We start from the raw sequence: 19917 nt of genomic DNA on the forward strand, positions 1-19917 counted from the left end.
CGCGGGGTGGAGCAGTTTGGTAGCTCGTCGGGCTCATAACCCGAAGGTCGAGGGTTCAAATCCCTCCCCCGCTACCAAAAATAAAGAATTAAAAGCAAGATATAGAAAATAATCCTTTCTTTTCAGAAAACTTCTGAAAATTCTGGGAAAAATCCTGAAGAATAAATATTGCGAAAAATTTTATTTGGGAGTATAAAAAAAGCATGGGCTGGTGGAAGCAGGTTTGGCTAAAGTTGAAGTCTAAATTCACCAAGAAAAAAAATAAAAAGTCTCTATTAGTATCTCCTCCAGCCAAACAATGTAACTCTCACTGCTGAGGGGTGAAGTTTGGTTAGACCTGGTTAGGTCTAAGGGCAAGGGAAATTTCTTCAAGAATCCGTTCTATGACCTGTTCGGGTTTAGGTGCCAAACGTATGATTCTACCTACCACGAGGTAATCACTCCCATTTTTAATCGCTTCATAAGGGGTAGTAATTCGTTTTTGGTCATATGCCTGGTTACCTTTAAGGCGGATGCCAGGAGTAATAGCAATAAATTCTTGTCCTAGTAAATTTTTAACCTGTTTTACCTCTTGTCCTGAACAAACAATGCCCTTACAACCTGCCTCCTTTGCCAATTGAGCACGCCGAAGCACAAGTTTAATTGGATTATAGGCAAATTCTTCCTTAATTCCCAAAGCAAGCAGACTAGGAGTGTCTAAGTAAGTTAAAACCGTCACCCCAATAATTTTAGTAGGGCCTGTTTGAAATTCACTAAATAAATGGGGATAACAGGGAGGAAATACACTGAGAAAATCCACCTGGTACTTTTGGAGTTGATGGCAAGCAGCTAAGACTGTGCTAGGAATATCATGAAGCTTCAGGTCTAAAAATACTTTGTTTCCTGTAGTTTCTTTCACAATTTTTATAACTTGAGTCCCTGCTTCAAGAAAAAGCTGTAAACCAATTTTAAAACACCCTACTTTAGTGCTTAAGAGACGTAGCCATTTTTTAGCAGTGTTTAAATCAGGCACATCAAGGGCAAAAATAAGTTTGTTTTTTGCCACATCATAGATGTTTTCTTTCATCTACCTGGTTGCCTAAAATCCTCTGACGATAAATCTCTCCTTCTTTTACAAATTGAGCAAAGCTTACTTTAGGATTGATGCCAGGACAGACATTCATGGCAATCCGCCAATCAATTTCACTTTTTAAAATAGCCTTCCAAAAAGGCCATAAACGACATGGTAAGGGCTTGCAAGGGTGGATAGCACAATCACCATTTTTTTTAAGAAATATACATACTGCCTGGCCTTCTATCTCCTTTTCTTTAATATAATAGTGCCCATTTTTTGCTTCACAATAACGTTTTATGAACACCTCTGGGGTGATGTTTAAATAACAAGAAATAGTCTCAATTTCTTTTTTGGTAGTCCAAATACCACCTCTTCCTTTACAACAATCCCCACATTGTTTACAAGAAAATGCCCTTTCCATAGAATTGTTTTAAAATAACCCATCCCAATACTAATTCAAGATTTACTAAAATTTCTCCTTTAGAAAAAACCATTTCCCTCATCCAGCATATTAATCGTTATTTTTACTTCTAAGAAATATATATGCTATTCACAACCACTACATGAAGAACATCCCTCATTAGGCATACATCTAGAAGATGCCTTAGCCAATTCTTCGGAAGTGGCAGGACGAACATTAGTTATTAATACCTTAAAGTGAAGCGTTTTACCAGCTAAGGGGTGATTAAAATCTAATAAGGCTTCCTGTTCGTCTTTCTCTTTTACTGAAAAATACATGGGATTTCCTCTGCTATCTACTGTCCGATACATGTGGCCAATCTCTATTTCTAAGCCAGGAGGAAATTCAGACAAAGGCACTTTTTTCATCAACTCTGATTTTATTTCACCAAAGGCCTCCACAGGGGCAAGAGTTACTTCTGTGGTATCTCCTGGTTCCAAATCTTTTAATTTTCTTTCCAACGCAGGAAAAATCTGTCCTGTTTCAAAAATGAAGGAATACCGAGCAGCTTGTTCCCCTCCTTCCACTACTTCTCCTGAGTCCAGTGTAACTGTGTACTCAATTTCCACCATAGTGTTGGCACCAACTTTCATTTTTACCTCCTAAAAATTTATTATCCCACTATAAATTGTTTTGTCTTATATGTCAAATAAATAGGCAGTAATTTCCCTTATTGTTGACATTGGTAGATTTTACAGTTATTAAGAGGTCAAAATTAATGAAGCTTGCCCACTTTTGTTTTTCACGGGATAATCCATATAGAGGGTTGGTGGAATGTCAAAATATGTATTTTTTATCTTTTTAATGCTGGGGGTAATCATGGTAAGAGATGCAAAGGCACAATTGCCCTTGGATACAGTGGAAACTTTCAAATTACCAAGTGGCTTGGAAGTAATTTTTCAAGAAAATAATAGTGCTCCAGTGGTAGCCATGCAATTTTGGGTAAAGACAGGAAGCACTCATGAAACCCGCTCAGAAGCAGGCATAAGCCACTTGATTGAACACATGGTCTTTAAAGGAACAAAACATTATAAACCTGGGGAAATAGCTTGTTTAATTGAGGCCAATGGAGGGAGTATCAATGCTTATACTAGTTTTGATTATACAGTTTATCACATAGTGATGCCCAGTGCCCAGTGGGAAATAGGATTAAAGGTATTAGCTGAGATGGTGAAAAATGCCTTGTTTGACCCCCAAGAATTGGCTAGTGAAAAAAAGGTGGTTTTGGAAGAAATTAGAAAAAATGAAGATATTCCTTTTTCTGTCTTGTCTGATGCACTTTTGGCTACCGCTTATCAGCGTCATCCTTACCGCTATCCTATAATCGGTCATACAGAAACAGTAACGGGTTTAAAACGGGAAGACATATTAGAGTATTACCAAAAATGGTATCGGCCTAGTAATATGGTAGCAGTAGTTGTAGGAGATATAAAAGAAGAACAGGTAAAAAAAGCACTAAACTCTGTTTTTTCTGGTCATTTTGTTCCTTCTCCTTCTATTACATTCCCTTCTGAACCTCCTCAAAAAGAGCTACGTTTACTTACTATGAAAAAACCATTTAAAGAAACTTATTTGGGATTGGGCTTCCCTATTCCAGGAATGGGAGAAGTGGATGCCTATGCCCTGGACGTGCTCTCTGAGATTTTAGGTATGGGTGATAGTTCTCGTCTCAATATAGCCCTAAAGTTAAAAAAACCCATAGTGCACTCTATTGCCACTCATGCCTTTACTCCTAAAGGACCAGGATTATTTATTATCCAGTCAGTATTAGAAACCAATAACCTAAAGACTGCCTTGAAAGAAATCTTTGCTCAAATTGAGGAAATTAAACAAAATGGTATCTCTTCTGAGGAACTAGCCAAGGCAAAATTAAATTTGGAATCAGAGTTTGTTTATAAACAGGAGACTATGGAAGGCTGGGCTAACACCTTAGGTTTCTTTCAGGTGGTAGAAGGAGATGCCAAAAAGTGTGCTGATTATTTGACCAACATTCAAGCAGTGACCAAAGCAAAGGTAAAGGAAGTAGCTCAAAAATATTTAATTCCCCAGCATCTTTCTTTAGTGGCTATAATACCTGAAACAGCCAAGATTAAACTCACGAAAAAAGAGATTTATACCCTTTGGCCACAAAAAAAAGAACAGGTAAAAAATAAAAAAAGTATTCAAAAAATTGTCTTAGATAATGGTTTAACATTGGTAGTGAAAGAAAATCATCGTTTGCCTACTTTTTCTCTAGCAGCTGCGTTTATGGGAGGATTGAGGGCAGAAACACCAGAGAATAATGGTATATGTAATTTTGTGGCCAAAATGTTGATGAGAGGCACAAAAAGACATTCAGCCGTGGAGCTAGCTACCCTTATTGAAGATATGGCAGGAGAAGTGGATACCTTTTCTGGTTGGAATACCTTTGGTCTAACAGCACATTTTCTCAGTCGCTTTTTTGATGATGCAATAAGTCTTATTGCAGAAATTCTGCTGGAACCTGCCTTCGATACTGAGGAAATAGATAAATTACGTCCTTTAATTTTAGCGGCCATTAGGCAAAAAGAAGATAAACCGTCGGCCTTGGCCTTTTCTCAGTTTTATCAGAGGGTTTTTTCACACCATCCTTACGGCATGGATGTGTTAGGGAGGGTAGAGACTATTAGCCGTATAAAAAATACAGATTTGACCCAATTTTATCAAAAATACGCTGTCCCCAATAATTTAGTATTGGTAGTGGTGGGAGATGTAGAAATTAAAGAGGTAGTAAAAAAAATAAAGAAGCTTTTTGGAAATTGGCCTAAGAAAAGGGTAAAATTCCCTCAATTGTCTCTTCCATCCCTTCCTTCATCATTTATTACCGTTAAAAAACATCTTCCCAAAGAGCAAGTCCACTTTGTCCTAGGTAATTTAGGGACTACTCTTTATAATGAAGATAGGTATCCTATGGCCGTTTTAGATGCTATTCTTTCGGGCCAAGGGGGTAGGTTATTCATTAATCTCAGAGATAAAAAGGGACTGGCCTATGCCCTAACTTTTGTCCATAGAGAAGGGATAGAACCAGGGATTTGGGCGGTTTACATGGCTACTAGTCCTGATAAGTTAGATGAAGCCTTAAAGGGAGTAAAGGAAGAAATTAGAAGACTGAGGGAAAAGGGAGTAGAGGATGAGGAAATAGAGCGGGCCAAGCAATATATCATAGGGAACTTTGTTATTGGACTTCAAACTAATACCCAACAAGCTTTATCTATGGCCCTTAATGAACGGTATGGCCTTGGATATAATTATGATGAAATTTATCAAAAAAGGATTAAAAAAGTCAAAAAATCAGAGATAATAAAAGTAATTCAGTCTTATCTCCATGAAGAAAACTGTGTTTTAAGCTTGGTAGGTCCTGTAAAATAATTGATAAATTAAATAGTGCCAATAAAAATTTATAGTTGACTTTTTTTTGATTGATGTCAATAATGCAGTTAATAATTTAAAGTTTAAGGAGAAAAACATGAAGCTTACAGACATCTTATCCACAGAAGATTGGAAAAGGTTGACAGAAGAAATTTATGAAAAGTTTGGAGCAAGGGGTCTGGTTAATGATAAAGATGGCACTTTGGTAGTAGGCAGCAATCAATGGGGCAACGAAATCTGTCCTCAAATTGCGAAAAAGGAACTTAGAATTTGTGCCACTGCTTATTATTATCTATCGAAGCTAGCTCAGGAAAAGAAAGAACCAGCAGTAGGAGAGTGTGATATTGGTTTTACTAAAATCTTGGTGCCTATCTTTTATAAAGGGGAATTTTTGGGTTCTGCTGGGGCATGTGGACTTTTAACAGAAGATGCTGAAGTAGATACTTTTTATATAGCCGAAGCACTTGGCTTAGATGAGGAAGAAGTAGAAAAGCGGATGGTTGGAATAAAACGGGTTTCTCAGAAAGAAGTAGAAGCAGTTTTAGCATATGTAAAAAAACGTTTGGACGAAATCTTGCAAAGTTAAGAATTGCTCATGATGTAAGATTTTTCTAGTCTCGTTGATACCTTTCAACAACAGGGGTTGTCGTATTTGGGAAAGACTCTCATTGACCCTGTTTTAGCTTTATGTTAAAAATTTTTTAATGGTTGGTTATTTTCGGGTTCAAAACAAACTGGGGTTACATGCACGTCCTGCAGCTAAACTAGCTAATCTGGCTAGGAGTTTAAATGCAGAAATAAGCATAATTAAAAATAATAAAAAGGCAGATGCTAAAAGTATCATTGATTTATTAGCTTTATCTTGTCAATTTAATGATGAATTAAAAGTAGAAATAACCGGAAAAGAAGCCCACAAGGCCTTCTGGCTTTTATCTCAATTGTTTGAAACCGAAATAGGAGAAATGATTGATGGAAAAAAGATTTAAGGGCATAGGGGTATCTCCTGGTGTGGCTATTGGTCAGGCACTGATTTTAGAAAGTAAAAAACCCTGTTTCATTTATCAGTTTTTGTTGAATACCTCAGAGGTAAAAAAAGAAATAGAGCATTTTAAAAAGGCAGTAGAAAGTGTCAAAAGGGAATTCAAACAGTTAGCAAAAAGTTTAAAGAAAGAGACCACATTTAAAGAAGCAAGGCAGATTCTAGAGATATATATCAGTATTCTTTCTGACCCTATGTTATATAAGGCCACAATAAAACGGATAAAAGAAGAAAAGATCAATGCAGAGTGGGCCTTGTTGAAATCTTTAGAAGAGATTGAGAATGTCTTTGGGATGATAAAAGAAGATTATCTTAAACAAAGAATTCAAGATGTCCATTATGTAGTGAATAGAATCTTAGCTATTTTACAGCCTAGGTTCCCTTCAGCTAAACAATCCTTTCCAGAAAGCGTGATTATTGGTCATGATTTGTCCCCAGTGGAGGCCATAAAATTATCTTCTAAAACAGCTATAGCCTTTGTCACAGAGACAGGTAGTTTGACTTCTCATATAGCTATCGTCACCCAAGCCTTAAAGCTACCTGCTGTAGTAGGGGTGAAAGAAATAACCAATTTTATAAAACCAGCAGAGATGGTAATTGTAGATGGTTTCCAAGGAGAAGTGATTATAAATCCTCTTGCTGAAACTCTACAATATTACCAAGAAAGACGGAAAGAATACAAGCAATATTGTGATAAAATTGAACATTATGCCTTACTTCCTGCTAGGACCCTAGAAGGTCACACCTTAAAAGTAATGGCCAATGTAGAATTATTTGAAGAAATTCCCTCTGTATTAAAAATGGGTGCTGATGGAATTGGCCTTTTTAGGACGGAATTTTTCTATCTTCAACAAAAACGTCTACCTGAAGAAGAATTACTTTATGAATATTTTTCAAAGGTAGTCAAGGCAATAAAGCCTTATCCTGTAACCTTTCGCACTTTAGACATGGGAGGAGATAAACTTAGCTCAGCTCTGAAGTTTGAGAAGGAATTAAACCCTGCCCTAGGATTAAGAGCTATTCGTTTTTGCTTGAAACAAAAAAATATTTTCCGAACACAATTACGGGCTATTTTAAGGGCTAGTGCTCATGGAGATATTCGCATTTTGTTTCCTTTAATTTCTAGTTTAGAAGAAATAAAGGAAGCAAAAGAACTTTTAGAACAGGTAAAAGCTGAATTAGAAGAAGAAAGAGTTCCATATAAAACATCTATTCCCGTAGGCATTATGGTAGAAGTACCTTCAGCGGTAACTCTTATTAATTTTTTGATTAGAGAAATAGATTTTCTAAGTATTGGCACCAATGACCTTATTCAATATACATTAGCTATAGACAGAAGTAACGAGCAAGTAGCGTATCTTTATGAACCTCTTCATCCTGCTGTGTTAAAAATGATTAAAGAAATTGTAGATGTTGCTCATCAGGCCAAGGTCCCAGTAAATGTGTGTGGAGAGATGGCAGGAAATCCCATTTATATCCCAGTATTGGTAGGACTTGGGGTGGATGAGATTAGCCTGAATGCTCAAAATATCCCCTTGATTAAAAAAGTTCTCTGCTCTATTTCTTTTAAAGAAGCTCAAAACTTAGCAAAAAAATTAGTTACCTTTGGTAGTATCTCAGAAGTAAGAGAATGTTACTTTAATACCATTGGCAAATGGATAGAGAGGATAGAAGAATTTACAACAGAAAAGGCTAGCCTTACAAATGGAACCCGACTATAAAAAGGTTATTTGCACTAATAAAAAAGCTTATTATAACTATAACATTGAACAAACTTATGAAGCAGGTTTAGTATTAAAAGGCACAGAAGTTAAATCTTTACGACTAGGGAAGGTAAGTCTGAGTGATAGCTACGCAGAAATAAAAGATAACCAGCTTTATTTAATTAACTGCCATATATCTCATTATCCTTTTGCCACCCATGACCAACATGAGCCTCTTCGACCCAAAAAGCTGTTATTACATAAAAGAGAAATCAAACGCTTAATTGGAAAATTGAAACAGAGGGGGCTGACTCTTATTCCTTTGCGGATTTATTTTTATAAAGGAAAAGCAAAAGTAGAATTGGGGCTGGCTAAAGGTAAAAGGAAGATCGATAAAAGAGAAGAGATAAAAAAACGAGATGAAGAAAGACTCATGGAAAAAAGATATAAAATCAAATGAAAGGAAAAAGGGTTGACGGTAGGAACGAGCAGAGGTGCTAAAATAAAGTTGGGGAATGAGAAGCTTAATTTATTTAGCTTTGAGTTTTTCATTTTGGGAGGAATAAGCCTAAAGTCAAAATAAGTGGTTTTTCAGGTAGTATTGACCATAAAGTGATTATTTGGTATAAACATTAATATGATTGATGCAGATAAAAGGCGTTTCTTCAGAAAGGAAACTTCAAATGTAGTATTTTATAAGGGAAGTGGGATAAAAGGTATAGGTAGAATTCGTAATTTGAGCTCTAAAGGAGCCTTGATAGAAACAGACAAAAGGCCTCCATCTCCATCTTCTCATCTAGAATTAGCCATCGGAGTGGAAACGTTTTATGGGTTAACTGCAAAAGTGGTTTGGGTAAAAAAAGCAACTATAGACAAATGGTATTTTGGGGTTGAGTTTGACAATATTCAGGAATTTCCTGCTTTAAATATCAGGTAAACTTTTTTACAAGTGAAGCAATTGAAAAATTTCCTCTCAACAGAGATACGAAGCATCTGAAATATTTCTTCCTAGGACAATCCTCAACTAGCTAAATATAACACAAAAAATAAGTCAGGCGAATAAGAAATATTGGAGGTAAATGGCTATTACAGATATGAACATTTTAGAAAAATTTTTCTAATATTACTACCGCTACCGCGTAATCCCTATCATGCGTTAGGGAGACAAAGCAGTTTTTTATCCCTATTTCATTACATATTTCTTGGGCTCGACCATAAAGGTTAAGCACCGGTTGTCCTGTATTTAAATTGACTACTTCCACATCTTTCCATTTCAATCCCTGCCGCCAGCCCAATCCTAGTGCCTTAGCAAAGGCCTCCTTGGCTCCGATACGGGCTGCCAGTTCATATTGAAATAATTTTTTAGAAAAACTATATTTTATTTCTCTCTCCGTAAAAATGCGTTGTCTAAAACGTTCTCCCCAGCGCTCCAAAAGCTTCATCACCCTAGGAATATAAACCAAATCCACTCCTATACCGTAAATCATTTCAAATCCTTTTTAATAACTCTTTTTCATGAAAGGAAATAATATCTTTTAAAGAAATCATTCCTAGCACTTTTTTAGGATTCTTTTCATCTACTACAGGCAATTGGGAAATACCCAATGACCCCAATTTGTGTCGGGCAGTCAATAAATTATCATTGGCAGTAACTGAAACCACCTTTTTGGTAGCAATATCCTTAGCCTTTATCTCTCCTCTTTCCTTTCTCTTTAAGAAAACTTCTCTCACATCATGGAAAGAAAGAATGCCAGTTAGTTCTCCATGAGCATTTGTCACTATAAGATAAGAATGGTGGCTTTTGCCTAAAGTCTCAATAATTTCATCGATGGTAGCTGTCTCTGAAACGGTATCAAAGTCGGTTTTCATAATATCCTTCACCTGAAAAGACTCCAATATGGTTTGTTCCCAACCTCTCTTTAGAGATAACCCTTTGCGTCTGAGCTTAAGGGTATAAATAGAGCCATCTTTTAAAAAGGTAGTAATAAAAGTGCTAATGATACAAGAAACCATAAGGGGTAAAATAATTAGATAATTGCCAGTTAATTCAAAGATAATCAAAATGGCAGTAATAGGGCCGTGGGTGGCAGCCCCTACCAGGGCTCCCATTCCTACCAAGGCATAAGCACCAGAACCAGCAGTAGTTTGAGGGAAAAGAGTATGCACCAAATAACCAAAGGTTCCACCTGTCATGGCTCCAATAAAAAGAGAAGGAGCAAAAACACCCCCTGATTCTCCTGAACCTAAGGTAATAGAAGTGGCAATGATTTTAATAAAGATGAGAAGAAAAAGCAGTTTCAAAGCCAAATCCCCTTCAAGGGCTAGATTGACCGTGCCATATCCAACTCCAAAGACATGAGGGAAAAAGATAAGAATTAATCCCATAAAAAGTCCGCCAAACAGGGGTTTTATATATCCAGGCAAAGGTAAGTTATCAAAAAAATCTTCACTTTTATATAAAACCTCAATAAATAAGAGGGCAACCAAACCACATAAGATACCTAAAATGGCATAAAAAATAAATTCACTAGCATGTAAAAGCTGGTAAGAAGGCACTTCTAAGGCAGGGAAATTGCCATAATAATGACGAGAAATAGTAGTAGCTGTGACCGAAGCCAAAATAATGGGGCTGAACTTTTCCAAACGAAAGTCATTCAGTAATATTTCTACTGCAAATAGGACACCACCGATAGGCGCATTAAAAGTAGCAGCAATACCAGCCGCAGCACCACATCCCACCAAAGTGCGTAATCTTTCTTGGGGGGCCTTGAGTAATTGCCCAATGGTAGAACCAGCAGCAGAACCAATCATGACGATGGGACCTTCCCTCCCAACCGAACCACCTGAGCCAATACAAATGGCCGAGATAAGCATTTGCATGAAGGTCAAGCGGGGTCTTATTCGCCCACTTCTTAAAAGCAATGCCTCCATAATCTCTGGCACACCATGGCCCTTTGTTTCTTTGGCTGCAAAGTAAACAAGTGGGCCAGCTATTAGTCCTCCAAGGGCAGGAATAAGGATTTTCAAATATAAAGGAACAGTGTGACAAAAAGTAATAAAATCATTGGTATTTTGATAAAAGAGATTTTGAAAAAATTTTATAAAAAACCGAAATAAAATGGCGCCTAATCCCCCAATTATTCCAATAAAGATGGCCAAAAGGGAGTCAATTAGACGTCCACTCCATCTTTTTTCAAGAAACCATTTTTTCATAAGGTTCATCTGAACTAAACCAGGTGAAGTTTTTGTTAACTCAAATATGTGTTTAAAATTTTTTACTTTCTGATGATAAAGGTAAGCGGAGCGTCACTATCGTCCCTTTGCCTACTTCACTCTCTATACAGATCTCACCTTGATTCACATTAATAAGTTTATAACAGATAGAAAGACCCAAACCGGTGCCTCCTTTTTTGGTGCTAAAGAAGGGTTCAAAGATTTTATCTAAAGAATCCTTAGGAATGCCACACCCAGTATCTTTAATGTTAACCACCACTTGTTTGTTTTTGCAGGTCTCAATAGTAAGCTGTCCTCCTTCAGGCATACTCTCTATGGCGTTTTTCACCACATTGAGCAAGACTTGCTCTATTTGGTCCTTATCTGCATAAACAGACAAAGGAATAGTAGCTAACTGAGTTTTTAAATTAATCTTTCGGCCCACTAATTCAGATTCCACCATGGTTATTATCTTTTCAACTATCTCATTTATATTAAATACTTCCTTTTGGGGCATTGCCTCTTTAGCAAATTGACCAATGTCTTTTAAAAAGGCATCTAGGCGTTTGACCTCATTTACAATAATCTCCAGTTTTTTTCTTGCATCTTGCTCTTTGAGTGAACGAAGCAATTGAGTAGAGAAACCACCAATGGCTATTAGAGGATTTTTGATTTCATGAGTTATATAAGCCACCGCTCTACCCATAGCTGCCAAGCGCTCTGAGCGGAGTAATGCCTGGTGTGCTCTTTTAATTTCTTGAGTCTTTTGGGCTACTTCTTTTTCTAATTGGCGAGTATACTGTCCTCTTTGGTAAAAAGCATATAGCATAGTGACTAAAATGACTAAAAAGGTCGTTAAACTCAACCCCCATTGATATACCAAGGCATCATGAACAACACTTTTGACCTCATCTATAGGAGCCACTACCGCTACTCCCCAGAATTTATCTTTATCTTTTCTGCCTCCATAATATGCTGGTGTATAGGCAACCAATTTCTTAATTACACCCTTTCTCTTTCTATGCCAGCCAGAAATATACCAGCTTGTTCCTTCCTTACCAGTCAAAAGGAGTTGTTTTTGGATCTTATTAATCCTAGTGAAAGAAATAACCGGATTTTGCTTAGCTCGAACTGCAAAGGCATCTTTTCCAACAAAGTTTTTTTCATAATGAGCCAGAAAATAACCATCTTTATTTATAATCCAGGCATAACCCGTTTTCCCTGAACGAATATCATAAGTAGCATCTCTACAAATTTTTAATACATCAATAGTCCATACAACCACAGTTTGACCATTACTATATACTACATCTACTACCCAGGCAGGCGGAATGGAATTAGGGTCTAAAAGATAGGTTTTACTGATATACTTTTTTTGTCCTTTTTTAACCAAAGAGAGATAAATACCTTCTCGTTCACTAATTCCAACCTCTGTATATACTCCTGAAGAAGTAATAATCTTTTTTGGGCCAGAGGGTCCAATTATGGTAACCTTTATCACTGGTAAATCCCGAATTTCTGGATGACTAGATAGAGGACTAAGGAATAGGGCTTCTTTCTTGAACTGAGTTATTAACGCCAAATACCTTTGGAGAAAGGTAAAATTATTTTCAATCTGCCTGGCAATGCTCCTGGCAATAGCTAATTGCTGTTGATTAAATTCATAAATGGCAATGTCTTCATATTCAAATTTGCCTTTTATACTGAAAAAGACTGAGAGAAAAACAAGAAACAGGGCAATTATTACCCACCATATATATTTAAGATTCAAAGGGAATTTAATTTTCATCTCCCTTTAAAATTTCAACCATCTCTCTCACTGCCCGTTCAAAACCTACTAATACTGCCCTAGCCACAATACTATGCCCAATACTAAATTCATAAATTTCCTTTACCTTGACTAGGGGCTTTATATTTACATAATTAAGTCCATGACCTGCTTTTACCACTAGATCCATGTCATGGGCATATTTTATTCCATATAACAAACGCTTTAATTCTTCTTTTTGTGCATCTCCCCTTGCATCACAATATCGCCCCGTGTGAAGCTCTATCATATCTGCTCCAACTCTGTTAGATGCCTCTATTTGGGCAGGTTCAGGGTCAATAAAAAGACTGACTTTAATACCCTCTGTCTGGAGTTGTTTCACAACCTGGGCAATTTTTTCTTTTTGAGTAACTACATCCAATCCACCTTCTGTTGTCAACTCTTCCCTTTTTTCAGGTACTAAAGTGGCCATATCAGGCTTAATATCTATAGCAATTTTGACCATTTCTTCGGTCGCAGCCATTTCTAAGTTTAAACTTGTTTTTACAGTTTGGCGCAGGATGTAAACATCCCTCTCTTTGATATGTCTTCTATCCTCCCGTAGGTGCACAACAATCCCCTCTGCCCCAGCTAGTTCTGCCAAAGCAGCTGCAGTTACTGGGTCAGGTTCGTTTATTTTTCTTGCCTCCCTAATGGTAGCTACATGGTCAACATTAACTGCCAACTTTGCCATTTTGCTCCTCCTCCCAGTAGGGTTGGTGTTTTAATACACGCCATAACTGGCGCATTTTTCTTTCATGTTCAGGATTATCAGAATAGCACCCTAAAAGATTCAATAAACCATGAATAAGATAAAAATCTATCATTTCTTCTAAACTAAAACCACATTCTACTGCTTCCCTTTGAGCTGTTTCTAAGGAGATAACAATATCTCCCAATAAATCAGGATTAATCCCTTGAAGATTTCCTTCATGCATACCAAAAGAAAGCACATTAGTGGGGACATTTTTATGACGATATTGTTGATTAAGGCGCTTCATCTCTTCATCATTTACCAAAACAATACTTAATTCAGTGTTTACCAGACCTAATGTGGTGAGAAGTAACTTCGCCTTTTGAGCTATGTTCTTTGTAAGTATGGGATGTGACAAAGAACATTTTATTCTTACTTTCATGTCCGTTCCCCTTTTTTGCAGGAGATTCTGGATACTCAATTCTAGGATGGAAGATACTAATAAGAACTTTACTAAATCTTTCAGCAATTTTATGCATGTCTTTGAGAGTAAGCTCACATCCGTCTAATTGCCCATCTAAAAACACATCTGAAATGACCTTTTGCACTGTGCTCTTAATCCGAGAAGGAACAGGATTAGTAAGAGAACGGCAGGCAGCCTCCACCCCATCTGCCAACATAACTAACCCTGCTTCTTTTGTTTGGGGTTTGGGGCCAGGATAGCGGAAATCCTCTTCCTTTACATCCCGATTTTGTTCTTTGGCCCTTTGATAAAAGTAAGTAATCAACCTAGTACCATGATGCTGCTTAATAATATCAATAATTTCTGGCCCTAAATGATACTGTTTCGCTAATTCTACTCCTTCTTTGACATGAGAGATAATAATGAGGGCACTCATAGAAGGTGTCAATTTATCGTGTTTATTTTCTATCCCAATTTGATTCTCTACAAAATAAAGAGGTTTTTTCATCTTACCAATATCATGATAATAAGCAGCTACCTTTGCCAACAGAGAATTTGCCCCAATTTCTTCAGCTGCTGCTTCTGCCATCTGACTGGCAATTACACTATGAAGATAAGTCCCTGGAGCTTTAACCATAAGTTCTTTCAAAAGGGGCTGGTCAAGACTGGCCAATTCCAAAAGCCGAATTTCACTAGTATAGCCAAAAATAATTTCTATTATAGGTGTTAATCCTAAAACAATAATGCCTGTAGTTACACCCCCCAGACCAGCAAAAACAAAACTCGCTCCTATCTGCCACACGTTTAAGGGGTTTTCTAGAGCCAAGATACCAAAGGTCAATGCCATCTGAATTAGACCTAATTCTACACCCACTTTTATAAGTTTACTCCGATGCCGACAAGGTCTTAATCTAAAAGCTACCCACCAGCTGCCTACTAAAAAATATAAGAAAAATACAGGAGAATTCAACATAAGACCCATCAAGGCAGCCATTAAACTGCCAAGGACAATTCCTATTTTGGGTTCAGTAAATAAAACTATCAATAAAGTCGCCCCCACTGGAGGTAAGGCATAAATGAAGAATTGAGAGGAAAGAGAAGAAATCCTTTGGGAAAGTAGGTTTCCTATTTCCAAGGCAATACGGCTTAAAATAAGAAATAACAAAATATTACTTAACCAGAAAAATAAATCGGATTTTTTTTCTAGAAAATCCTTTTTAATGTTTTTCAATACTATTTTATTGGTCCAAAGAAGGACAAAAATAAGGGCAGTTATACCCACAAATAAAAGCCGTGATTGTTTTTGAGAAATGGTCTTTTGTTGTGCTTGAATCTTGAGAAGTTGCTTCTGATCAATTTTTTCCCCTTCCCGAACAATCATCTCTCCCTTTTTTACTTGATAAAATACAGGTTTTACTGCCTTAGCTGCATTTTGTTTCCTGATTTCAGTTTCTGCGGCGCTATAATAAATATTAGGTTGAATAAGATTGAGGGCAACTTTAACAATAGTATTTGTTGTTTCTTTTCCAACTTCGCGGTAGAAATCATAACTTCTCAAATTTATTTCATGTTTTGCTTCCCTTAATCCAAGAAGTTTTTCTGGATTATAAATCTTTTCTTCTCTTTTAGAGGAGGTAAAAACAAGCGCAATTCCATACTTGGTATTTGGCAATGCCATTTTGTTTTTAACAATACCCCGTAAATATAAAGGTTCTAATAATTCTAAAAGTATTTCTTCCAGAACAGGAGAAAAATTTTTTTGTTTTAGGGTTTTAAACTCCTTTAAAGTCAAATTTATACCTAAAATGGACTCAAATCTTTTCTTCATTTCTCCATCTGTTATGATTTTAAAAGAGCTCCTCTTTTTCTCTACTGTTTGAACAGCATTTTTAGCCAATTTTTTTATCCTGTTTTCTTCCATAATTTCACGCATATTTTTAAAGGCCATGTGAATTTTTGTTTTTAATCCAGGCCATAGTTTTTCATCAAATTTATATACAGGGGCGATTTTCTCTCGTGCTTGTTGGCGATATTTCTCGGTGGTAAGGCTGTCTTCTACTAAAAAATCATGCTTGGCTCTAATATCAGTTTGGGCTATATCTCCCAAATGATAAGATTTTAGAGGAAGTATTAAATGAGGATAAAGGATAAAGGCAATACATAAACTGGAGAGGAAAAAACATCCCAAAGAAAAAAGCAACTTAGGAGGTTTCAACCAAGAGAATAAGTCTTTTTTATAAAAAGAAAAAAGCTTTTTGAATCGGCCGTCCTTTTTTTTCATTTATTTTCTAGATACTTTTTAATTTCTCTTTTTCTACCTTTTCATAGGCACGAATAATCTCTTTTACCAACCTATGCCTGATAACATCTGTTTCATTAAAATAAACAAATTTAATTCCTCTAATATGTTTTAAAATCTCCCTTGTTTCTATTAGTCCCGAGGTAACACCCGCAGGTAAATCTACTTGAGTAATATCACCTGTAACCACTGCCTTGGAATTATATCCCAACCTAGTAAGAAACATCTTCATCTGTTCTGAAGTAGTATTTTGGGCCTCATCTAAAATGACAAAGGCATCATTTAAAGTTCTTCCACGCATAAACGCTAAAGGAGCAACCTCAATCACACCTTTTTGCAGAAATTTCGCGGCGCGATCAAAATCAAGCATGTCGTGTAAAGCATCATAAAGGGGTCTGAGATAAGGATTAACCTTTTCATACATATCCCCTGGGAGGAAACCTAACTTTTCTCCTGCCTCAACTGCTGGCCGGACTAGAATAATACGGATGACATCTCCCCGCATAAGGCTAGAAAGTGCCATGGCCATAGCAAGATAGGTTTTACCTGTCCCCGCAGGACCAATACCAAATACAATGTCATAATGCCTGATGGCCTCAATATACTCCTTTTGTGTTTTAGTCTTAGGAGTAATAACTCTTTTTTTAGAAACAATATAGATGGTATCTAAAAAAATGTCTTTCAAATTAATATGGGCATCACTCTGGAGTAACCTGATACCATATTCTATATCGCTAGGATAAACAGGGTATCCCTGACGTATCAAATCATAAAATTGACTCAAAAGATTATCTACCAAATCTACATCTAATCTATCTCCTTCTATTATCAGTTGATTACCACGTAAATTGAGTTTAACCTGTATATTTTGTTCAATAGCTGAAATATGGGCATTACTTAGTAATCTGCGCATAATATTAATGTCTTCAAATACCCGCTTAACCATATACTTTTCTTCTGCCTTTACTGCTAATCCCAATTTTTGAACCTCTTTAATAAAATTAAAGGGTTTTTATAAAGCCTTGATATTCTATACCATATAAAGCAAAGGAGTGCAATTGTCCCAAATCGGGCAGTGTAAAATAAAAAGTGTGTGATAACATAAGGAAATAGGGTATATCCTCCAGGGAAAAATTATTGAAGGAAGAAAGATTGAGACCTATTGGAGTATTTAGCAATCAGCCTAGTTGTGAAAGGAGTAACTTTAAAAGAAAATCCACAAACCTATCAGCCCCCGCCGCTCGCTCCGTTTTTTTCTTTCAATACTCAACCTCAAAAATCAATCGCTGATTTTGGCAAAACTCCTATTTAAATCTTTCTCAATTTGATAGGGTTTAAAAAGGAAAGCAAAAAGTGCACATTATTTCCGCTTCTTGCCACATTCCTAGCAAGTTTTCTTTAGGCTGTGTTTGCAATTCTAATGGATAATTCAATGGTTTAATACTCAGACCAAGCTTACTCGCTTCGCGGTAGAAAAAAAGCTGGACTGTGGTTGAAATGCCAGTAGGAGCAACATCTTGGGGAAGTCCAAACCAAGCCCTGGGCCACATGGAATAATTTTTTTTATATTTAACAATAATATCAGGTTCTTTATCTCTTTTAAATGCAATTCCATTTCTTAAGCAGGGTGCATAGTTTTTAAATGATTGGTTGGAATAATAAGCAAGCTGATATTTCCCCTCAGGTTTGAAACCCAGATCCATGAGGATATAATTAAATCTAATTTCTGATAATTTATAATTAATTCTGTTATATGCTACACCTTCAAAATCTTTATAAAAGGCAATGTTTCTCCTTTCTGTAAGCATTTTTCTATCTTTGGCTTCCACTTTCCAAACTAATATAAAAGTTGAAATTAAAAAAATTAAAAAAGGTATAATATTCCTTTTCATTTTATAAATTATGGCATGCAACTTTTGTGCCTAAACCAAAGAGAAAAATTTAACTTAAGCTTAATAAATATCCCTCATAGTATTTTATAAACTTACCTGCCACTAAACAAGAAGCACCAAGCTCTATCTCCATTCCTCTCATTGTAGTTAAAATTACACAATGCTGAGGCAAAAATCACACCTTTTTGAAACTACTTTTTTGAATCTTTGCCCATCTATCCCGGAGTGTTACTGTACGGTTAAAAATCAGTCTGTTTTCAGAAGAATCTTTATCCACACAAAAATAGCCTATGCGCTCAAACTGATATCGTTCACCTGGTTTAGCTTTGGCAAGAGAAGGTTCTATCTTGCAAGAATATAATACTTTTAAAGAATTGGGGTTTAAATTTGATTTAAAATCCTCTCCTTCTTCCACATCCAGGGGGTCAGGCTTTATAAATAGGTTATCATAAAGACGAACTTCCGCATTTATAGCATGTCTCACAGACACCCAGTGCAGTGTAGATTTTACTTTTCTACCATCTGGGGCATTTCCCCCTCTAGTAGCAGGGTCATAAGTGCAATGCAATTCCTTAATTTCACCTGTTTTCTCATCTTTCACCACATCAACACATTTTATGAAATAAGCATACCTTAATCTTACTTCTCTGCCAGGCGCAAGGCGGAAAAATTTTTTGGGTGGATTTTCCATAAAGTCTTCTTTTTCAATATAAATTTCTTTGGTAAAGGGCACTTTACGTGTACCCATGGTAAGGTCCTCTGGATTATTAATGGCCTCCAACTCTTCACATTGCTCTTCAGGATAATTATCAATAATCACCTTAAGTGGATTTAGCACTGCCATTACTCGCGGGCACTGTTTGTTAAGAACCTCTCTTACACAATGTTCAAGCAAAGCGAAATCCACTATACTCTCGCTTTTTGATATACCAATTCTAGTGCAAAAATTGCGTATGGCTTCAGGCGGATAACCCCTTCTCCTCATGCCTCGTATAGTAGGCATTCTCGGGTCATCCCATCCTGATACATATTTACCTTGCACAAGTTCTATCAATTTACGTTTACTTAAAACAGTATAAGTCAAATTTAAACGCGCAAATTCATACTGCCTGGGACGATGGACATTATCCAACTGCTCAAGAAACCAATCATATAAAGGCCGGTGGTCTTCAAATTCCAGAGAACATAATGAATGGGTAATACCCTCAATGGAATCTTCTAGACAATGTGCCCAATCATAGGTAGGATATATATTCCACTTGTTTCCCTGACGATAATGGGGTTTTTTAATAATTCTATACATTACTGGATCTCGCATATTCAAGTTGGGTGAAGACATATCAATCTTGGCACGCAAGACCCGTGAGCCCTCTTCAAATTCTCCTGCCTTCATGCGTTTAAAGAGATCAAGGTTTTCCTCTACTGAACGGTTACGATATGGGCTTTCTTTTCCAGGCTCTGTAAGTGTGCCTCTATATTCACGGATTTGTTCTGGTGTCAAATCACATACATAAGCCTTGCCTTTTTTAATAAGTTGAATAGCAAATTCATACATTTTTTCAAAATAATCAGAGGCATAGTATAGATGCTTACCCCAATCAAAACCTAGCCATTTTACATCTTCTTTTATGGCTTCAACATATTCTTCTTCCTCTTTATATGGGTTGGTATCATCAAATCTCAGATGACATCTACCACCAAACTCTTGGGCCAATCCAAAATTTATACAGATGGCTTTGGCATGGCCTATATGCAAATACCCGTTAGGTTCAGGTGGGAATCTGGTTATAACAGTGTTACATTTTCCGCTTTTAAGATCATTTTCAATAATGGTTTTTATAAAACTGGGTGGTAGGATAATTCCTTTTTTATCTTCCATTTTTGTCCTTATTGCCTGTTTTTTGAT

The 19917-nt window shown here is 36.6% G+C and carries 18 protein-coding genes and 1 tRNA gene; 7 read left to right on the top strand and 12 right to left on the bottom strand.

Going from position 1 to position 19917, the window contains the following annotated elements; all coding sequences use genetic code 11:
- Positions 1-77: transfer RNA gene (locus HS1_RS06490), tRNA-Met, on the top strand.
- 254 nt (positions 78-331) lie between these two features.
- Here the strand turns inward: HS1_RS06490 and pyrF are convergent.
- The 3 genes from pyrF to HS1_RS06505 all read right to left on the bottom strand — a co-directional run bounded on the left by pyrF (position 332) and on the right by HS1_RS06505 (position 2107).
- On the bottom strand, positions 332-1066 hold the full coding sequence (gene pyrF / locus HS1_RS06495; RefSeq protein WP_066062590.1) for an orotidine-5'-phosphate decarboxylase: 735 nt from the start codon (positions 1064-1066) through the stop codon (positions 332-334).
- Positions 1047-1475 carry a YkgJ family cysteine cluster protein gene (locus HS1_RS06500; RefSeq protein WP_066062593.1) on the bottom strand — a complete coding sequence of 143 codons (429 nt, stop codon included), beginning with the start codon at positions 1473-1475 and terminating at the stop codon, positions 1047-1049. The genes pyrF and HS1_RS06500 overlap by 20 nt, the downstream gene beginning before the upstream one ends.
- Positions 1476-1600: 125 nt before the next feature.
- Complete coding sequence (locus HS1_RS06505; RefSeq protein ID WP_066062596.1) at positions 1601-2107, bottom strand: FKBP-type peptidyl-prolyl cis-trans isomerase; 507 nt, start codon at positions 2105-2107, stop codon at positions 1601-1603.
- A 181-nt stretch (positions 2108-2288) separates the two neighbouring features.
- Here HS1_RS06505 and HS1_RS06510 point away from each other — a divergent pair, with 181 nt between their 5' ends.
- From HS1_RS06510 to HS1_RS06535, 6 genes are all read left to right on the top strand, one after another.
- Positions 2289-4901 (top strand): M16 family metallopeptidase, encoded by a 2613-nt coding sequence (locus tag HS1_RS06510; protein ID WP_066062600.1) that lies wholly within the window; start codon positions 2289-2291, stop codon positions 4899-4901.
- A gap of 97 nt (positions 4902-4998) precedes the next feature.
- Positions 4999-5487, top strand: coding sequence for a PocR ligand-binding domain-containing protein (locus tag HS1_RS06515; RefSeq protein ID WP_066062603.1), 489 nt, complete (start codon positions 4999-5001; stop codon positions 5485-5487).
- A gap of 118 nt (positions 5488-5605) precedes the next feature.
- Positions 5606-5887 (top strand): HPr family phosphocarrier protein, encoded by a 282-nt coding sequence (locus tag HS1_RS06520; protein ID WP_066062606.1) that lies wholly within the window; start codon positions 5606-5608, stop codon positions 5885-5887.
- Positions 5871-7661 (top strand): phosphoenolpyruvate--protein phosphotransferase, encoded by a 1791-nt coding sequence (ptsP, locus tag HS1_RS06525; RefSeq protein WP_066062609.1) that lies wholly within the window; start codon positions 5871-5873, stop codon positions 7659-7661. Before HS1_RS06520 ends, ptsP begins: the two co-directional genes overlap by 17 nt.
- Positions 7645-8103 (top strand): SsrA-binding protein SmpB, encoded by a 459-nt coding sequence (gene smpB, locus HS1_RS06530; RefSeq protein ID WP_066062612.1) that lies wholly within the window; start codon positions 7645-7647, stop codon positions 8101-8103. Before ptsP ends, smpB begins: the two co-directional genes overlap by 17 nt.
- A gap of 177 nt (positions 8104-8280) precedes the next feature.
- Positions 8281-8580 (top strand): PilZ domain-containing protein, encoded by a 300-nt coding sequence (locus HS1_RS06535; RefSeq protein WP_066062615.1) that lies wholly within the window; start codon positions 8281-8283, stop codon positions 8578-8580.
- A gap of 166 nt (positions 8581-8746) precedes the next feature.
- Here the strand turns inward: HS1_RS06535 and acpS are convergent, their stop codons facing one another.
- From acpS to HS1_RS06580, 9 genes are all read right to left on the bottom strand, one after another.
- Complete coding sequence (gene acpS / locus HS1_RS06540) at positions 8747-9130, bottom strand: holo-ACP synthase (protein WP_066062618.1); 384 nt, start codon at positions 9128-9130, stop codon at positions 8747-8749.
- A 1-nt stretch (position 9131) separates the two neighbouring features.
- A complete protein-coding gene (locus HS1_RS06545) occupies positions 9132-10856 on the bottom strand; it encodes a chloride channel protein (protein WP_216638258.1) in 1725 nt (574 codons plus the stop codon).
- A gap of 52 nt (positions 10857-10908) precedes the next feature.
- The gene (locus tag HS1_RS06550) at positions 10909-12645 is read right to left on the bottom strand and encodes a sensor histidine kinase (RefSeq protein ID WP_066062624.1); all 1737 of its coding nucleotides are present in this window, start codon (positions 12643-12645) and stop codon (positions 10909-10911) included.
- On the bottom strand, positions 12635-13357 hold the full coding sequence (locus HS1_RS06555; protein WP_066062627.1) for a pyridoxine 5'-phosphate synthase: 723 nt from the start codon (positions 13355-13357) through the stop codon (positions 12635-12637). The genes HS1_RS06550 and HS1_RS06555 overlap by 11 nt, the downstream gene beginning before the upstream one ends.
- A complete protein-coding gene (ybeY, locus tag HS1_RS06560; RefSeq protein WP_082757687.1) occupies positions 13338-13799 on the bottom strand; it encodes an rRNA maturation RNase YbeY in 462 nt (153 codons plus the stop codon). Before ybeY ends, HS1_RS06555 begins: the two co-directional genes overlap by 20 nt.
- Positions 13696-16101 carry an HD family phosphohydrolase gene (locus HS1_RS06565; protein WP_066062633.1) on the bottom strand — a complete coding sequence of 802 codons (2406 nt, stop codon included), beginning with the start codon at positions 16099-16101 and terminating at the stop codon, positions 13696-13698. The genes ybeY and HS1_RS06565 overlap by 104 nt, the downstream gene beginning before the upstream one ends.
- Positions 16102-16108: 7 nt before the next feature.
- Positions 16109-17065: a PhoH family protein gene (locus HS1_RS06570; protein ID WP_066066481.1), complete on the bottom strand. Its 957-nt coding sequence runs from the start codon at positions 17063-17065 to the stop codon at positions 16109-16111.
- Positions 17066-17453: 388 nt separating this feature from the next.
- The gene (locus HS1_RS06575; RefSeq protein ID WP_066062636.1) at positions 17454-18011 is read right to left on the bottom strand and encodes a hypothetical protein; all 558 of its coding nucleotides are present in this window, start codon (positions 18009-18011) and stop codon (positions 17454-17456) included.
- A 175-nt stretch (positions 18012-18186) separates the two neighbouring features.
- A complete protein-coding gene (locus tag HS1_RS06580) occupies positions 18187-19890 on the bottom strand; it encodes a glutamine--tRNA ligase/YqeY domain fusion protein (RefSeq protein ID WP_066062639.1) in 1704 nt (567 codons plus the stop codon).
- Positions 19891-19917 lie beyond the last annotated feature (27 nt).

The organism is Candidatus Desulfofervidus auxilii (genome assembly GCF_001577525.1).
Taxonomy (GTDB): Bacteria; Desulfobacterota; Desulfofervidia; order Desulfofervidales; family Desulfofervidaceae; genus Desulfofervidus; species Desulfofervidus auxilii.

Coding starts and splice junctions, on each gene's coding strand:
- HS1_RS06565 (WP_066062633.1), bottom strand. CDS start 16,101: ATGAAAAAAAAGGACGGCCGATTCAAAAAGCTTTTTTCTTTTTATAAA.
- HS1_RS06505 (WP_066062596.1), bottom strand. CDS start 2,107: ATGAAAGTTGGTGCCAACACTATGGTGGAAATTGAGTACACAGTTACA.
- HS1_RS06520 (WP_066062606.1), top strand. CDS start 5,606: ATGGTTGGTTATTTTCGGGTTCAAAACAAACTGGGGTTACATGCACGT.
- ybeY (WP_082757687.1), bottom strand. CDS start 13,799: ATGAAAGTAAGAATAAAATGTTCTTTGTCACATCCCATACTTACAAAG.
- pyrF (WP_066062590.1), bottom strand. CDS start 1,066: ATGAAAGAAAACATCTATGATGTGGCAAAAAACAAACTTATTTTTGCC.
- smpB (WP_066062612.1), top strand. CDS start 7,645: ATGGAACCCGACTATAAAAAGGTTATTTGCACTAATAAAAAAGCTTAT.
- HS1_RS06535 (WP_066062615.1), top strand. CDS start 8,281: ATGATTGATGCAGATAAAAGGCGTTTCTTCAGAAAGGAAACTTCAAAT.
- ptsP (WP_066062609.1), top strand. CDS start 5,871: ATGGAAAAAAGATTTAAGGGCATAGGGGTATCTCCTGGTGTGGCTATT.
- HS1_RS06545 (WP_216638258.1), bottom strand. CDS start 10,856: ATGAAAAAATGGTTTCTTGAAAAAAGATGGAGTGGACGTCTAATTGAC.
- HS1_RS06515 (WP_066062603.1), top strand. CDS start 4,999: ATGAAGCTTACAGACATCTTATCCACAGAAGATTGGAAAAGGTTGACA.
- HS1_RS06500 (WP_066062593.1), bottom strand. CDS start 1,475: ATGGAAAGGGCATTTTCTTGTAAACAATGTGGGGATTGTTGTAAAGGA.
- acpS (WP_066062618.1), bottom strand. CDS start 9,130: ATGATTTACGGTATAGGAGTGGATTTGGTTTATATTCCTAGGGTGATG.
- HS1_RS06575 (WP_066062636.1), bottom strand. CDS start 18,011: ATGAAAAGGAATATTATACCTTTTTTAATTTTTTTAATTTCAACTTTT.
- HS1_RS06550 (WP_066062624.1), bottom strand. CDS start 12,645: ATGAAAATTAAATTCCCTTTGAATCTTAAATATATATGGTGGGTAATA.
- HS1_RS06580 (WP_066062639.1), bottom strand. CDS start 19,890: ATGGAAGATAAAAAAGGAATTATCCTACCACCCAGTTTTATAAAAACC.
- HS1_RS06570 (WP_066066481.1), bottom strand. CDS start 17,065: ATGGTTAAGCGGGTATTTGAAGACATTAATATTATGCGCAGATTACTA.
- HS1_RS06555 (WP_066062627.1), bottom strand. CDS start 13,357: ATGGCAAAGTTGGCAGTTAATGTTGACCATGTAGCTACCATTAGGGAG.
- HS1_RS06510 (WP_066062600.1), top strand. CDS start 2,289: ATGTCAAAATATGTATTTTTTATCTTTTTAATGCTGGGGGTAATCATG.